This window comes from Vibrio sp. Vb0349 (assembly GCF_033338975.1).
The window spans coordinates 80,841-97,251 of the sequence record NZ_JAWOTS010000010.1 but is presented as its reverse complement, the minus strand read 5'-3'; the positions used below and the strand labels follow the sequence as shown (position 1 = coordinate 97,251).

Here is a 16,411-nt window from a genome sequence, read left to right as displayed (position 1 = left end):
TTTTAAATCTCTCGACTCGACGAAATCGGCTTATGCGCTTTTCTTTGCAAGTTCAGCGTCATTCTCTTCGCGTAAAACACGACGCAAGATCTTACCGACATTGGTTTTAGGTAAGTCTTCGCGGAATTCAACCAACTTCGGAACTTTGTAGCCAGTTAGGTGTTCTCGACAATGCGCGATCACTTCGTCTTTGGTCAAGCTCGGATCGCGTTTCACGACATAAATCTTCACTAATTCACCAGACACTTCATGCGGCTGACCAATAGCAGCAACTTCAAGTACTTTGCCGTGTAGTGCTACAACGTCTTCAATTTCGTTCGGGTAAACATTAAAGCCTGATACTAAGATCATGTCTTTCTTACGGTCAACGATATGCAGGAAACCTTCGTCATCGAACTTAACGATGTCGCCAGTTGATAGCCAGCCGTCTTCGTTAATCGTATCTTTCGTTGCTTCAGGTCGTTGCCAGTAACCTTGCATAACCTGAGGACCACGAACTTGAAGTTCGCCAGTTTCAGTATTCGCAAGAGCGTTACCTTCTTCGTCCACGATACGAACTTCTGTTGATGGTACCGGCAGACCAATAGAGCCATTGTATTCAACAAGATCATGCGGATATGCCGCCACCAACGGAGAACACTCTGTTAGACCGTAACCTTCGAGCAAATAGCAACCCGTGGTCTTTTGCCATCTTTCTGCCACTGAGCGCTGCACTGCCATGCCGCCGCCAACGGCTAAACGTAGATTACTGAAATCCAACTCGTGGAAATCTTCATTATTGACCAATGCATTAAATAAGGTATTCACGCCCGTAATCGCAGTAAATGGATGCTTTTGTAGCTCTTTCACGAACCCTGGAATATCTCTAGGGTTCGTAATAAGTAAGTTACGACCACCCATTTCGACAAACAGCAGACAGTTTACGGTAAGAGCAAATACGTGATACAGCGGTAATGCTGTTACGACTAATTCACGCCCCGGAGATAAAACCGGTCCGTACGCGCCTTTTGCCTGTAGAACGTTCGCAATCATGTTGCGGTGAGTCAGAATCGCGCCTTTCGCGACACCTGTCGTCCCCCCCGTATATTGCAGGAATGCAATGTCATCCCCAGACATAAACGGTTTAACGTATTGTAGACGACGACCTTTACGTAGAGCCTGACGCATTGAGATTGCACCAGGTAAATCGTACTTAGGCACCATGCCCTTAACGTACTTCACGACAAAATCGACAATCGTACCTTTCGCTCGTGGCAGCATTTGACCAAGACTGGTTAACACTACGTGTTTGACTGGTGTTTTATCGACAATTTGTTCTAACGTATTCGCAAAGTTAGACACAATCACAATCGTCGTCGCACCTGAGTCATTCAATTGGTGTTCAAGTTCACGAGGAGTGTAAAGTGGGTTAACGTTTACGGCGATACAACCTGCACGCAAAATACCAAACAACGCCACTGGGTATTGCAGTAGGTTTGGCATCATCAGAGCAACACGGTCACCCTTTTGCAGTTTTAACTCGTTTTGCAGATACGCTGCGAATGCGCGACTACGCTCTTCCAATTTACGGAAGGTCATAACCGAGCCCATGTTCATGAATGCTGGTTGGTCTGCATATTTTTGTACAGACTGTTCAAACATTTCTACCAAAGACTCATATTGCTCTGGATTAATGGTTTCAGGTACGTCACTTGGATAACGTGAAAGCCATGGTTTATCCACGATGTTACTCCTCGTTTATAACTGGCTAAAAAATAGCGTCCTTTTTATTTTGAAAGCTATTACAGCACAGCGAACGTGCTTGAGCACGCAACTCTCAAACACTTGTTTAAATTTTGTTAACTACACCAAGAATTCGCGTTGCGACCTCGAGTATTTGCTCTAAATGACAGTGATGACCACCCTTGACAGAAACCACTTGCGGTGGGTTCTCTCCCCAATCAGCTTGGTTAGATGGTAAATTCTGAAATCCTTGATCGCCTAATACAATCAAATGAGGACAACGTATTTGGCTGGTAATCGAGTTAGCATGCGCTTGCGCCATTCGGTAAAGCGACGCACATTTTAACTTGGCGTCATGCCGCCAATACCATTTATCTCCTCGCTGCTCTGTTCCACGCTCGACTATCGGTAGAAGTTGCTCAGCGGTTAATTGGTTGGCTTGCATGCGTAATTTTAACGCCAGATCGAAGGAGGCAATGGCTCGCTCTGGCTTGTTTTGCTGTCTTATTCGACTTAAAACGCCATCGCGAAGACGAGGCAAACTGTTAGTAGGATCCTCATGAAGAGGTCCTGCTCCCTCAATTTGCACAAGAGCTTCGACCTGCTCTGGAAACGCTGCACTATAGCAACTTGCGATTAAAGCACCAAGTGAATGCCCTACTAATATCAGTCTGTTTGGTGATAATTCGTCCAAAAACTGATACAAATCGGCAATATAGTCGTGAAAGGGGTAATAATTATCGTGAGATTTATGACTCGATAAACCGTGACCAAAATGATCGATGGCGAGGAGGTGTAAGTGAGGATTAAGTTGATTCAACTGCTCCATGAGCGCTTTAAAGCTGCCCGCATTATCTAACCACCCATGAAGAAAAACGACTGACAAGTCAGCCGTTTTCTCGTTCCCTATCTCAAGGGCTGCCATTTTGCCGGCAGGAAGCTCGAATTGACGCTCATGCATCGCAGATTATTTGACCTGTTTTATCACTTTACCGTCTTGCGGGAAATCATTACGCCACATGCGGCAGTTAATCGAGTAACATGGGTAAAAGTAGGTTGGCGAGTCATACATGCGTACACGTTCTTCAATTTTCCATAAACGGTACCCTTCCCCCTTAATTACTGGGAAGATGTAACCGTGCTCACCGATCTTTCCTTCTTCTTCCCCTGCTCCTTTGCCTACAACCGTCACCAAACGGCCTTCACTAAAGGCGACAGGCTCTAAATAGCCATCAAAATAGGCGACAAAACGCCCCGTAGGCTCTTCATCAATATCAGGTTTACCAGACTTACTGATAGGAAGGTTTACAATCTCTAGACGCGTTTTATCTTTAAAGTTATCCACTTTAGCGATGATTCCACCAAGGCGAACATCTTCACTCACTTGCCCCTGAGACTCAGCAAACGCTTTATAGTCTGTAACGACCAATTCTGTGCTTGCATTTAGCTCCTCTGGCAAAGAGCTACACGCAGACAAACCAACCGTAGCAAATAATGCGAGAAAAAACCGTCCAAAAACCTTCATAAACCACCTTTCAATATTAGTAACCCCAAGCTGGGGAGATCTCACACGTAAATATCGACACCAAGTAATTGAGCCAGTTCCTCTTTTTTAGCTCGATTCATGACATCCATGTACTGCTCCATTGCTTTACGTGCGCCCCCTTCAGGAAGGTCATATTGCACTTGAGCTCGGTGAATTTGGGACTCATCCACGTGTTTTATGGAGTGCGCCACGGCGTTAGCAACCTTTGAAGGCTGACCTACAGGCTGCTTTGTTTGTGATTTATTTACCTGCTTCTTTTGACTGGCTTTATGAGTGCGATTTGCACCGGGAATCAAAGAAGGAGGCAAGCCATTAATCGACGCCATAGCACTCCATAAAAATACAGGGCAAACGCCCTGCTTTTTGTCAGGTTAATGAAAAACGGACTATTCGCGACCAGGAAGTTTTTTCCATGTCACATTATCACGTAAATAAACAGGGCTCGAATCTTCGACCGGCACGGTATTACCCTTTTTAAATTCTTGTTCAGCAAGAATCACGATGTCTTGTGAATCAGGGTACAGAACGTCACTATGCGTCAAATTAAACGGTAGGTCTGCTAATACTTCTTGGTAAGCATCCCAACCAGTACCTGCTGTCGTCCACGTTTTGTCGTCTGCTTGTGCTTCTTCAACGAGACGTGCTGGTGGAATTACGCACTCTGCATCCATCTCTGCCCACTCACCGTTTGCTTGGCGAGTGTAACGTGCCCAGTAAACTTCACCCATACGTGCGTCAATAGCCACAGCGACATCGGTCACACCATGTAAGCGATAGCTACCTTGAGCCATTGCAGCCAGCGTTGAAACGCCGATCATAGGTAAGTCAGCACCGAACGCCAAACCTTGTGCGATACCAATACCGATACGAACGCCAGTAAAGCTACCTGGACCACGTCCAAACGCTAACGCATCCAGCTCTTGTAGAGTCAGGCCAGCTTCTTTGAGTACTTCATCAACCATTGGCAGTACTTTTTTGGTGTGATCGCGTGGTGCAACCGCGCTACGTGAAATCACTTGATCATTAGCCAACAACGCAACTGAACAGTTTTCAGTCGCTGTATCGATAGCAAGAATTTTTGCGCTCATTTAACTCTCTACAACTCTCATTTATTGGGTTATGCCTCAGCACTTGCGTCTGTGACAGATTGTTCTGCTTTCAGGAATGCTTTGATTCCATCTAAGTCTCGCGTCCTTGGGATAGGTGGTAGACTTCCGAGGAAAATACCACCATAGTCTCGCGTGACGAGGCGATTATCACAAATGATCAACGCACCGTGATCCTTCTGATCTCGAATTAATCGCCCGACTCCCTGCTTTAACGTAATCACTGCATCCGGGATTTGTACTTCAGCAAATGGTTCACCGCCACGTAATCGACAATCCTCGATACGGGCTTTGAGTAACGGATCGTCAGGGGCGGTAAACGGTAATTTGTCGATAATAACACAGCTCAGCGCATCACCTCTAACATCAATCCCTTCCCAGAAAGCGCCCGTCGCCACGAGTAAAGCGTTACCCAGTTCCATAAACTCCGCCAAGGTTTTCTGCTTACTCATCTCCCCTTGCATTAACACAGGCAGCTCAAGTACTTCTCGGAACTTCTCACCTAGTTCACGCATCATGCTGTGCGAGGTACATAAAAAGAAGCAGCGACCATCATTTTCTTCAATCACCGGAGCAAGCATTCGGACTAACTTATCCGCTAAGCCGTTACTGTTTGGCTCTGGCAAATACCTTGGCACACAAAGGCGCGCTTGCTTTTGATAATCAAAGGGGGACGGCAGAGAAAATTGCTTTGTAGGCTTGAGGCCAAGGCGCTCAGTAAAGTGCTTGAAATCGCCCGATACGGCTAGGGTTGCTGACGTGAAAATCCAAGCGCCTTGTTTAATCTCTATTTGCTCATGGAACTTGTCCGCGACAGAAAGAGGCGTAATGTGCAGAGCGAAATGACGAGGCGAGGTATCGTACCAGTATGAGTAACCGGTAATATCGACATCACAGACGCGGTCGATACGGCCTTTGATCAAATTTGCTCGTTCAAAGGCGGTATCCAGTAATTGACTGCGCCCTAAGGCTATTTTGAGTACATCAATCGCCAATTCGAGGCTGTCAGTTAAGCGCAATAATTCTCGCTTAATAGAACCTGATTGCAACGCCTCACGCCAGTTGCCACGAAAGCCTGGCTCACCCAATACAATCCGCATGTCCATTGCGCTTTGCATGAGTTTGTCGCCCACTTTTTGCAATTGACGCATATCTTTGGCTTCGGTGCGATAGGCTATTTCAATGTCTTTGGCAAGATCGTGAATTTGGCGGCTTGAAACTGACTGGCCGAAATATTCGCTCGCAATATCTGGCAACTGATGAGCTTCATCAAAAATAAACACATCGGCTTCTGGAATCAGTTCACCGAATCCTGTTTCTTTGATCGCTAAATCAGCAAGAAACAAGTGATGGTTCACTACAACAATGTCGGAATCCATGGCTCGCTTACGCGCTTTCAATACAAAGCAATCAGTGTAGCTCGGACATTCTTTACCTAAACAGTTATCATTGGTTGAGGTGATAGTCGGAATGATCATGCTGTCTTCTGGCAGATCATCACAATCACCAAGGTCACCTGTTTTGGTTTCTGATGACCAAGCACGCACTTTAACCAGTTGAGTTAATAACGTCGGGTCAGATTCATTAGTGTGGCTTTCGACCATTTGGCGGCTCAAACGATCCAAACACAGATAATTAGAACGCCCTTTTAATAACGCCACTTGGCCATAAAAACCAAGCGCATTGACCATGAGCGGTAAGTCACGATGGTACAACTGCTCTTGCAAGTTTTTCGAGCCTGTACTGATGATCACTTTTTTACCGCTTAACAGCGCAGGGACTAAGTAGGCGAAGGTCTTACCGGTTCCGGTTCCTGCCTCCACCACCAACTGGGTTTGATCTTTGATCGCACTGCTGACGGCTTCCGCCATATCGATTTGTGGCTGACGAGCTTGAAAGCCAGGAATGGCCTTACCTAACGCGCCATCAGAGGAAAAAGTTTTTGCGATCATGCTTGGTATTGAGTTTGAAAAATTATCGAGAGTATATCAGAGGAATAGGAGTGACATCAGCCCACAATCTGACCAGCTTGCGGCGACACGCGGATATTTTGTTGAAACCAACGTAAGAATAGATTATTTATGGTGAAACATGGCAGTACAGTTACACCCGCCAGGGAATAATAACAAATTCGTACGCTAAAGTATTAATGCATGGAAGTACCTGATTTATGGAAAAGAAAACACTGTTGACCCACTGTTCTGACGCCCCGGGTCTCATCTCGAAAATTACTAATATCTGTTACAAGCACCAACTCAACATCGTTCACAATAACGAATTTGTTGATAATACCAGTGGCCACTTTTTCATGAGAACGGAGTTGGAGGGGTACTTCAACGATCAAACGTTTCTTGCCGACTTGGACCAAGCTCTCCCGCAAGGTGCTAAGCGTAAATTGGTTGGCTCTCGCCGTAAGCGCATCGTCATTCTCGTCACAAAAGAAGCGCATTGTTTAGGCGATATTCTGATGAAAACCTACGATGGAAGCCTAGATGTTGAGATCGCCGCTGTGGTGGGGAATTACGACAAACTGCAAACTCTCACTGAACGCTTCGACATTCCTTACCACCATGTGACCCATGAAAACCTTAGCCGTGAAGAACACGAGCAGAAGATGCTAGAAGTGATCGATCAATACGATGCTGACTTTTTGGTGCTAGCTAAATACATGCGCGTATTAACGCCGACGTTTGTTGAGAAATATCACCACAAAATCATTAATATTCATCACAGCTTCTTACCTGCTTTTATTGGCGCGAAGCCATATCAACAAGCTTACGATCGCGGTGTGAAAATCATCGGTGCAACAGCACACTTCGTGACTAATGATTTAGATGAAGGGCCGATCATCAAGCAAGACGTAATTCCTGTCGACCATACATTCAATGCCCAAGATATGGCGCAAGCAGGACGCGATGTAGAGAAGAACGTATTGAGTAAGGCTTTGAATAAAGTGATCAATGACCACGTCTTTGTTTATGGGAATAAGACCGTGATCCTGTAATCCCTCCGTACTAGTTACAACGATAGTGAAACCCGTCCAACGTGGCGGGTTTCATCTTTTCAGAAGATCCCCCCCTCCAATTCTAACCATCAAAGTTAAACCGATACGTTATAATTTTTCATTTCTCTACAACTATTTACTGAGAGAATGATTCCGTTTATCATTTGTCCTTCTTATAATAAACCACGTTAATATTACGGAATTAAAATGAAAAAAACGTTAGTGGCTTTTCTGATTGGGCTGACTTTACCAGCAACCACAATCGCAGATACTCTTGAGCCTGTTCAGAATGATGTATCCACTCGCATTATCGGCGGCGAACCTGCCAACACTTCCGACTGGAAATTTATTGCTTCACTGGTACGTAAAGGACAACCTACATCTATTGGTCACTTTTGTGGTGGCAGTTTCCTAGGTGGAAAATACGTATTAACTGCTGCGCACTGTGTGGAAGGTCTTAATGCGGACGATCTGGATATCGTTCTTGGTCTTTATGACAAAAACAGAGAGTCTCAAGCACAGCGCATCGCCATTAAAAATATCTATTCACATGATGAATATAACAACATAACAACGAACAATGACATCGCTCTTATTGAATTAGAACGCAATATCGATAGCGCAACTATTGACCTGGCAACGCCAGAACTTTTAGATAGCGTACGCGTAGGAGACAAGTTGCACGTGGCTGGATGGGGAAATACGTCCACGACAGACCGAATATACCCAACCGTTTTACAACAAGTAGATTTGGAATACGTAGATCGAGCTACCTGCCAAAACCTACCAGGAAACTACTCTAATGTATCAGATGACGGTATTTGCGCCGGATACTATTGGGGAGGTAAAGATAGCTGCCAAGGAGATAGCGGCGGTCCACTCATCGTTGATGATAACGGTATCAACAAATTGCTAGGCGTGGTCAGCTGGGGGGATGGATGTGCTCAACCAAACGCTTATGGTGTTTACGCCAACGTCGCTCATTTTCAACACAATGGATGGATAGATAGCCATCGCAATACTATCAGCTTCACTAAGTACCAAGATCTTCGTTTCGTTGAGCGAAAAGCGCAGCAAGAGACCTTTACTATTCGTAATGACGATACTATCCCATTCAACATCTACCAAAGCACAATATCATACGGAAGTACCATCGAGAAAAGCACTTGTACTGGTACCTTAAAGCCTTCGCAAAGCTGTCAAATTACCGTCGGCTACCAACCTAGCTATTCGGGATCAGAAACAACGATAGAGCTCTTTACCGATCATCCGAAACTGTCCAGACTCACAACAACTTTCGAGTATTCAGGTGTAGATAAAGCAAGCAGATCAGTGCGTAATGCCATTCCGCTAGCAGACGCAAATGTTTATACCGGTCAAAACGCTTGGACGGCTGAAAATGGTGAACTGCAATCAGCGGATATGGGAGCTTATCCTGGTGTATCTGAGCTGGTTTTGACCGATCTTCCGAAGGGCAAACTTACCATGGATCTCAAAGTAATGTCCGATGGTTTTGATTACTTGTTCATCTTAGTTAATGGTGAAATTTACGATAGCACCAACCAACTCCTCGATTATAAAGAGATCCAGATCGATCTTTACAAAGCATCTAATACGATAACGTTTGAATACGTCCAACACCCGTTTTCAAGTGGCATTTACAGCGCGCAAGCATTTGTTCGCAACATAAATATGTCAGTCAGCACAGATAATACGGGCGATGCTGGTAACGACGTTAATAAAAAGTCTAGTTCAGGCGGCAGTTTATCTATTGGCCTACTGGTGTTAATGGCTGCAGGTTCATTCGTACGACGCAAAAAAAGGTAACGAGATGAAACATAGACTCAAGATATTCCTACTTGGTTTGGGCACTATCAGTTTAACTGCATGTTCAGCAAACGCAGGACTGCAAACAAACCAGACGTCTGAGCACCAAGCAATGATGGTAGAGACTTATAGGACAAGTGAGAGTCAAATTTCATTTATCACAGAGTCTAACGGCTGCAGTAAGAACGATGATTTTAGCCTAAAAATAGAGCAAAGCTCACAGACAGAAGCTCTTATTACTATCGTTAGAGACAAGGCGGATCATTGTAAACGAATGCCGTTTGCCAAAACTTTTACACTGCCTTTAGATGAAGAGTTGAAAGGCAAAAAACTTTCCATTACCAACCCAAAAAGCAAGTCACTGGCTAAATAGTGATTCGCTTACGAAAGGGAGCCTCGGCTCCCTTTTTGCCTATCGCAACTCAGCAATTCTCACCCTAGCGTTTTACGCCTGCTCAGACTCCACAATACGCTTAAGTGAATGCGGGTGCAGTTTGATACAAATGCCTTGGTACTTAAACGCCACTGTTGGGTTATTCAAGCGTTCGCCATCCCCTTTCGGGCTCGACAGTTTGATCTTCACACCCAGCTCTTCTAACTCATTAAAGCGTGCGCCAAACGCTGGATAAGTGTGTCTCAAATCAGCAAGAAACTCATCTGCGGTTTCGGCATGAGACGGAATCACAAACTCCACATGTTCCCAGCTTTCAGTTGGGTAGATTTTGCCTTCCGCAGGGTATGGCAGCTCCAGACACTCAATCTTCCAGCCACGACTTTCCAACGCTTTATCGAACTCAATAACAATAATTGGGCGACCGTTGATTTTCGCTTGTGAAATCACCTTTCCGTATTGACTCCAAGCCTCATGCGCAGCTTTTGCGGTATCAGTATCGTTAATACGCAACGCAATATGGTCAGCTTGAGCAAAGCTCAGATCCAGTTTTAACAGGGATGCAAACTCTTCAATCTTCGCCATAAATGCATCCAAATCTTGGATCATCAATTCAGGCGCTAGGCGTTTTTCAACTAGTTGAGTCGTCATTGTGGTTCTCTTTTGGGGCGATTTATCTCATTACTCTGAGCGCAATAGTAAACGCAAACCAAACCACATTTCCATTCAATCGAAAAAGTATAAATTTCCCCAATTCCTCTCTGTATGAAAAGCAATAAAGTTGTTATCATTAGCCCCATTTTTGTGAACTCCAACAGAACTCGGCACTTACTTCGCCGAGTTCTTCGTCCTTGAATTGAAGGAAACGCGTGTGAATATCCAAGCACTTATTAATGACAAAGTATCTCAGGCTCTAGAAGCCGCTGGCGCACCTGCAGGCAGTCCTGCGGCAGTACGCCAATCAGCAAAGCCACAATTTGGTGACTACCAAGCAAACGGCGTAATGGGCGTTGCTAAAAAACTGGGTACTAACCCACGAGAATTTGCACAGAAAGTACTGGATGTTCTAGACCTAGATGGTATTGCAAGCAAGACAGAAATCGCTGGTCCTGGTTTCATCAACATTTTCCTAAGCGAAGAGTTCCTAGCAAAACAAGCGGAAGCAGCACTGGCTGACTCACGTCTTGGCGTTGCAGCAGACGAAGCTCAAACTATCGTTGCTGACTACTCTGCACCAAACGTAGCTAAAGAAATGCACGTTGGTCACCTACGTTCAACCATCATCGGTGATGCGGTGGTACGTACTCTTGAGTTCCTAGGTCACAAAGTGATCCGTGCGAACCACATCGGCGACTGGGGTACTCAGTTCGGTATGCTTATCGCAAACCTTGAACGTGTACAACAAGAGTCTGGCGAAGTTTCTATGGAGCTTGCGGACCTTGAAGGCTTCTACCGCGAATCGAAAAAGCTGTACGATGAAGATGAAGACTTCGCAGTAAAGGCGCGAAACTACGTTGTGAAACTGCAAAGCGGTGACGAGTACTGTGCAGAAATGTGGAAAAAACTCGTTGATGTAACCATGATCCAAAACCAGCGCAACTACGACCGTCTAAACGTGTCACTGACTCGTGACGACGTGATGGGCGAGAGCATGTACAACGACATGCTTCCTAAGATCGTTGCAGACCTAAAAGAACAAGGTCTTGCCGTTGAAGATGATGGCGCGCAAGTTGTATTCCTAGATGAATACAAGAACAAAGATGGCGAACCAATGGGCGTTATCGTTCAAAAACGCGATGGCGGTTTCCTATACACAACAACAGACATCGCATGTGCAAAATATCGTTATGAAGAGCTAAGCGCAGACCGTGTGCTTTACTTCATCGACTCACGTCAACACCAGCACCTAATGCAAGCTTGGACAATTGTTCGTAAGGCAGGCTACGTACCTGAGTCAGTATCTCTTGAGCACCACGCGTTCGGCATGATGCTTGGTAAAGATGGTAAGCCATTCAAGACTCGTGCGGGTGGTACCGTTCGCCTTGCCGACCTTCTAGATGAAGCAGAAGTTCGTGCAGCACAACTGATCGAATCTAAAAACCCTGAGCTAGATGCGGAAGAAAAAGAGAAGATCTCTAAAACAGTTGCAATGGCAGCGGTTAAATACTCTGACTTATCTAAACACCGTACGACTGACTACGTGTTCGATTGGGACAACATGTTAGCGTTTGAAGGTAACACAGCACCATACATGCAATATGCATACACTCGCGTAGCTTCTATTTTCGCTAAAGCTGGTGTTGCTATGGACGCTCTCCAAGGCGACATCAAAATCACTGATGAGAAAGAGAAAGCACTTATTGCTAAACTTATGCAGTTCGAAGAAGCGGTTCAATCTGTCGCTCGCGAAGGCCAACCGCACATCATGTGTAGCTACCTATTCGAACTAGCAGGTCAGTTCTCTAGTTTCTACGAAGCGTGCCCTATCCTAGTTGCTGAAGACGAAGCTGTGAAACAAAGCCGTCTGAAACTAGCTGCGCTAACAGCGAAGACCATCAAGCAAGGTCTGTCTCTACTAGGTATTGATACTCTAGAGCGTATGTAATCCGCTTTTACGTAGGTAGCTTAAGTAGCACAAGCTAAATGATGACAAAGGTTGACGTGAAAGCGTCAACCTTTTGTTTTATCTGGCGTATACTGATGTCATTCAATTCAAATCGGACAACATAATGAGTTTTGAACTGCACCCTCAACTGGCAAAAGACACCACCGTTATCGGCCACTTCCCACTGTGTGTGGCGCTTCTGCATAAAGATAACGCCGTGCCATGGGTTATCTTGGTCCCTAAACGTGCAAACCTAAAAGAGCTTCACCACTTGCCAATGCAAGAACAGCAACAGTTTTTGCTAGAGTCTCAAGCGGTAAGCCAAGCACTGGAAGCAACATTCCGTCCAGACAAGCTAAACCTTGGTGCGCTAGGTAATATGGTGCCACAGCTGCACATTCACCATATTGCTCGCTTCAAAGATGACGTAGCATGGCCGGGACCGGTTTGGGGTAACACCAAAGGTGAATTCCGTACAGAAGAAGAGCAAAACGAATTGCTTGGTCGCATTAAAAATGTGCTGTCACTGAGTTCTATTTTCCAAAAAGCATAAGCACTGCTAGCGAAAATAATTCGCCTTTGAATACGGCTGAAATAGACAGAGAAAGATTAATACGTATTTGTAACAATCTTTCTCATTTTTCTGGGATTATCACTAAAATAAAACTTGTTTAGACTACCAGCTCAGTTAGAGAGGGTCATCATGAAACAAGTCTTCAACACATTCCGATACGTCAGCTGGATCGCCATTATCTGTTCTATGGCTGCTTCATTCTTGCTTTTTCTTATGGGTGCAGCAAAAACCTATTCGGCATTTGCGGTCTTCATTCTCAATCAAACACCTCCAGAAGCACTCGCACATTTAGATAAAGCAGACATCGCGATCGCTTATTTGATCAAGTCACTGGATACGTTTCTTGTCGCACTAGTTTTGTTCATCTTTGCTCACGGCATCTACACACTATTTATTTCCAACAAAGCTAAAGCGAAAACACAAGAGCAGTCGGTTTTGCATTGGATCAGAACCCCAAACATCGGCCATCTAAAAAACATTTTGGCTGAAGTCATCATCGTGATCTTGTTTGTGAAGTTCTTAGAGCTCGTGCTGATTAACTTCGACAGCTTAGATTGGACGATCTTAACATTACCTATTTCGATTTTAGTTTTAAGTCTTGGTTTAAAGTTCCTAGAGTTAGGCGCGACTAAACACTCTGAAGAACATTAATTTCGCTGTATTCACAAACAATAACCAGCAAAATAAAAGCCGCATCATTGCTGATGCGGCTTTGTCGTTTTTACGTGATAATTTTTAGGTGACTAATTTTGATAGTCGCTACATGGTGACTGTCAGAGACAAACCATCTTGTTTAGTCACTGAGTAGCGAACACGAGTCACGTCATGAGCTTTATTAGTGTCGACTAGGCGGCTAATTTTGCCCTTCTTAATCCACACGTTTAACATCGCGTCGGCGCCATCTTCACTCATCCCAAACTGTTTAGCCAGATCTGACTGGGAGACGGTTCCTTTGTCTGCAATGTATTGATAAAGCTCTTTTAAAATCATGCTACTTGCGCCTCTAATGCACCGTTTTGTTTCTTACCAACTTGTTTGAACACACGGTATGTGCCAAAGAAGATAGCTACGATCACAGCCATCCAAATACCACTTGTTACTGGGCTATCTGCGAAATGCGTCAATTGGTTGTAGAACGTCGCACATAGGTAAGCCAAGCCCATTGTCCAAACCGCGATAAAGCGTGCGAACTTATGACCAAACTCACGTACGTAAGCACCCATCGCCGCCACACAAGGAGTGTACAGTAGGATAAAGATTAGGTAAGCAAATGCGGCATTGCCAGAAGCAAACTGCGATTTAATGTTACCGAAGATAGAAGCATCGACTTCTTGTTCTTCGGCAACGGCATTTGAGTCAGTTAAGTCACCCACTTCAATGCCTAGTGGATCTGAGTAGCTCAAACCGGCTAAGTTTTCAGGGATACTCATTACTGCCTCTTCTAGGCTGCCCATTAGATCAAATTCTGCGTCTTCACCGTCACTTGGCGTGGTGTATAGACTGTTAAGCGTACCAACTACCGCCTCTTTTGCGAAGATACCGGTAATGATACCAACCGTCGCTGGCCAGTTATCTTCTTGAACACCGATTGGCGCGAATACTGGAGTTACAACTTGCGCAGCTTTAGAAAGCACCGAGTTTTCGCTGTCTTCATTACCAAAACTGCCATCAGTACCCAATGAGTTGAAGAAACTCAGAATAGCAACAACGATAACGATGGTTTTACCTGCACCAAGTACAAAGCGCTTTAGCTTTTGCCAAGTTTTGATCACCACGTTTTGTAGCGTCGGAAGCTCATAGTCTGGCATTTCCATTACTAGGCTATCACTGCTACCTGGGTAAAGCGTATACTTAAGGAAGAGGCCCGTGAAGATCGCTGCCACAATACCAAGTAGGTAAAGTGCGAATACAATGTTCTGACCAGAGCCTGGGAAGAATGCCGCAGCGAATAGTGCGTATACTGGTAGACGAGCACCACATGACATAAATGGCGCCATAGATGCAGCTAGTTTACGCTCACGTTCTTGGTCTAGAGTACGAGTTGCCATGATTGACGGTACGTTACAACCGAAACCAAGAACCAACGGTACAAATGCTTTGCCCGGTAGACCAATCTTCTGCATCACTTTATCTAGTACGAATGCGGCACGAGCCATGTAGCCTGAGCTTTCAAGTGCCGCTAAGAACAGGTACAAACACGCGATAACTGGAATAAAGGTTGCAACCGTTTGGATACCACCACCAATACCATCAGCAAGCACCGTCACTAACCACACAGGCAAATGACCGTCTAACAAGTGGTGTCCACCATCAACCAACAATGCGCCCACACCAATGTCAAAAAAGTCGATAAATGCACTACCGATGTTAATCGAGAACATAAACATCAGGTACATAACAACAAAGAAGAAAGGAATTCCAATCCACTTGTTCAAAATAAACTGGTCGAGTCTTTCAGTCACACTACGACTTAACTTGCCTTCGCTTCGGCGAACTTTTTTACACTGTTCATGCAGATGCGTGTACTTAGTATCCGCGACATGCAAATCGATATCCAAATCTAACGTCGTAATGACTTCCAAGACTTTGCTTCTATCAATATCAGAAAGACTATTGAGCACCATTGTGTCTTTTTCAAGCGCACGAATCGCTAGTGCACGATGAGCGACGTTTTGGTCGTTAAAAAGTGCGGAAACCGTTTGAATTGCCGACTCCATCTTCTCACCGTAATGCAAAGACAATTCTTTAAGTGGCACTCCTTGAACGATGGATTTATGGAGCTTTTCTTTAAACTCTGCCACTTGAGTTTTATTGGTTGCAGATAAACTGACAACCGGACAACCTAACGTTTTCTCAAGCTCTGCAACGTTAATCATCTGACGTTCACGCTTTAGCGCATCCATCTTGTTGAGGACTACAATCATAGGGCGACCAAGTTCGCGAAGTTGCAGCGTCATATATAAGCTGCGCTCTAAACTCGTAGCATCCACCACGTTAATAATGAGATCAGCAGGATGAGTTAGAACCGCACGCGATGCGATGGATTCATCAATACTATTACTATCATTACCACTGTCTAATGAGTAAATACCCGGAAGGTCAGTGAGCAAAAACTCATCCCCAGCATGCTTGAATTGTCCTGTTTTCTTTTCAACCGTGACGCCTGCCCAGTTACCAACTTGCTGTTTTGCGCCAGTTAAACCATTAAATAGCGTCGTTTTACCACTATTAGGGTTACCTACGGTTAGCACTTGATATTGCATTACACTCGCTCCACTTCAATTTTCTGAGCAATTGTTTCTCGCAATGCGACAGACACACCACGGACTTCGACTTGTAAAGGATCGCCCATTGGCGCACGTCGAATCACTTTGACTTCTGTATTGGGAAGCAGCCCCATTACCATGAGTTTCTTTCTGATATCTGATGAAAGACCATCTAACAACCGAATCGTCACCGTATCGCCAGGATTAATCTCTGATAACTTCATAGTGGCCCTTAAGAGTATTGCTAATGAGAAATATTATTATTTAATAAGTTTAGGTTGCCAATATTACTCCCCTATACCCCTTCAATCCCTGTGTGAAATCAAAGATTCCGTAAATGTTTTCACGCTTTCAAACGTTAACTTCGTAA

16 protein-coding genes are annotated in these 16,411 nt (G+C 44.8%); 6 read left to right on the top strand and 10 right to left on the bottom strand.

From position 1 onward, the window contains the following. Positions 1–30: 30 nt before the first annotated feature. From fadD to R7Q47_RS13240, 6 genes are all read right to left on the bottom strand, one after another. On the bottom strand, positions 31–1,722 hold the full coding sequence (fadD, locus tag R7Q47_RS13265; protein ID WP_005382216.1) for a long-chain-fatty-acid--CoA ligase FadD: 1,692 nt from the start codon (positions 1,720–1,722) through the stop codon (positions 31–33). 106 nt (positions 1,723–1,828) lie between these two features. Then, entirely contained in the window at positions 1,829–2,683 is an 855-nt protein-coding gene (locus R7Q47_RS13260) for an alpha/beta fold hydrolase (protein WP_005382215.1), read from the bottom strand. 6 nt (positions 2,684–2,689) lie between these two features. Then, positions 2,690–3,247 (bottom strand): Slp family lipoprotein, encoded by a 558-nt coding sequence (locus R7Q47_RS13255; RefSeq protein WP_005382214.1) that lies wholly within the window; start codon positions 3,245–3,247, stop codon positions 2,690–2,692. 41 nt (positions 3,248–3,288) lie between these two features. After that, on the bottom strand, positions 3,289–3,594 hold the full coding sequence (locus R7Q47_RS13250) for a hypothetical protein (protein WP_017819942.1): 306 nt from the start codon (positions 3,592–3,594) through the stop codon (positions 3,289–3,291). Positions 3,595–3,654: 60 nt separating this feature from the next. After that, positions 3,655–4,356 carry a tRNA (adenosine(37)-N6)-threonylcarbamoyltransferase complex dimerization subunit type 1 TsaB gene (gene tsaB, locus R7Q47_RS13245; RefSeq protein ID WP_017819943.1) on the bottom strand — a complete coding sequence of 234 codons (702 nt, stop codon included), beginning with the start codon at positions 4,354–4,356 and terminating at the stop codon, positions 3,655–3,657. Between the two features lie 29 nt (positions 4,357–4,385). Continuing rightward, entirely contained in the window at positions 4,386–6,326 is a 1,941-nt protein-coding gene (locus tag R7Q47_RS13240; RefSeq protein ID WP_005382210.1) for an ATP-dependent DNA helicase, read from the bottom strand. A 218-nt stretch (positions 6,327–6,544) separates the two neighbouring features. Here R7Q47_RS13240 and purU point away from each other — a divergent pair, with 218 nt between their 5' ends. The 3 genes from purU to R7Q47_RS13225 all read left to right on the top strand — a co-directional run bounded on the left by purU (position 6,545) and on the right by R7Q47_RS13225 (position 9,578). Next, the gene (gene purU, locus R7Q47_RS13235) at positions 6,545–7,378 is read left to right on the top strand and encodes a formyltetrahydrofolate deformylase (protein ID WP_005382206.1); all 834 of its coding nucleotides are present in this window, start codon (positions 6,545–6,547) and stop codon (positions 7,376–7,378) included. Between the two features lie 207 nt (positions 7,379–7,585). Continuing rightward, positions 7,586–9,205 (top strand): S1 family peptidase, encoded by a 1,620-nt coding sequence (locus R7Q47_RS13230; protein WP_054576706.1) that lies wholly within the window; start codon positions 7,586–7,588, stop codon positions 9,203–9,205. Between the two features lie 4 nt (positions 9,206–9,209). After that, positions 9,210–9,578: a hypothetical protein gene (locus tag R7Q47_RS13225; protein ID WP_005382200.1), complete on the top strand. Its 369-nt coding sequence runs from the start codon at positions 9,210–9,212 to the stop codon at positions 9,576–9,578. Between the two features lie 72 nt (positions 9,579–9,650). On the opposite strand, the gene R7Q47_RS13220 is transcribed toward R7Q47_RS13225, so the two are convergent. Beyond that, a complete protein-coding gene (locus R7Q47_RS13220) occupies positions 9,651–10,247 on the bottom strand; it encodes a VOC family protein (protein ID WP_025766980.1) in 597 nt (198 codons plus the stop codon). A 220-nt stretch (positions 10,248–10,467) separates the two neighbouring features. Between R7Q47_RS13220 and argS the strand changes: the two genes are divergently transcribed. From argS to R7Q47_RS13205, 3 genes are all read left to right on the top strand, one after another. After that, on the top strand, positions 10,468–12,201 hold the full coding sequence (gene argS / locus R7Q47_RS13215) for an arginine--tRNA ligase (protein ID WP_005388349.1): 1,734 nt from the start codon (positions 10,468–10,470) through the stop codon (positions 12,199–12,201). Between the two features lie 124 nt (positions 12,202–12,325). Further along, positions 12,326–12,754, top strand: a complete 429-nt coding sequence (locus R7Q47_RS13210) for an HIT family protein (RefSeq protein WP_005382194.1) — start codon at positions 12,326–12,328, stop codon at positions 12,752–12,754. 150 nt (positions 12,755–12,904) lie between these two features. Next, on the top strand, positions 12,905–13,426 hold the full coding sequence (locus R7Q47_RS13205; RefSeq protein WP_005382193.1) for a YqhA family protein: 522 nt from the start codon (positions 12,905–12,907) through the stop codon (positions 13,424–13,426). Between the two features lie 108 nt (positions 13,427–13,534). On the opposite strand, the gene R7Q47_RS13200 is transcribed toward R7Q47_RS13205, so the two are convergent. Genes R7Q47_RS13200 through R7Q47_RS13190 form a run of 3 tightly spaced genes read right to left on the bottom strand, consistent with a single transcriptional unit; the run spans position 13,535 to position 16,265 of the window. Beyond that, entirely contained in the window at positions 13,535–13,765 is a 231-nt protein-coding gene (locus R7Q47_RS13200) for a FeoC-like transcriptional regulator (RefSeq protein WP_005382192.1), read from the bottom strand. Beyond that, entirely contained in the window at positions 13,762–16,038 is a 2,277-nt protein-coding gene (gene feoB / locus R7Q47_RS13195; protein ID WP_318089128.1) for a Fe(2+) transporter permease subunit FeoB, read from the bottom strand. Before feoB ends, R7Q47_RS13200 begins: the two co-directional genes overlap by 4 nt. Further along, positions 16,038–16,265, bottom strand: coding sequence for a ferrous iron transport protein A (locus R7Q47_RS13190; protein ID WP_005382190.1), 228 nt, complete (start codon positions 16,263–16,265; stop codon positions 16,038–16,040). Before R7Q47_RS13190 ends, feoB begins: the two co-directional genes overlap by 1 nt. Positions 16,266–16,411 lie beyond the last annotated feature (146 nt).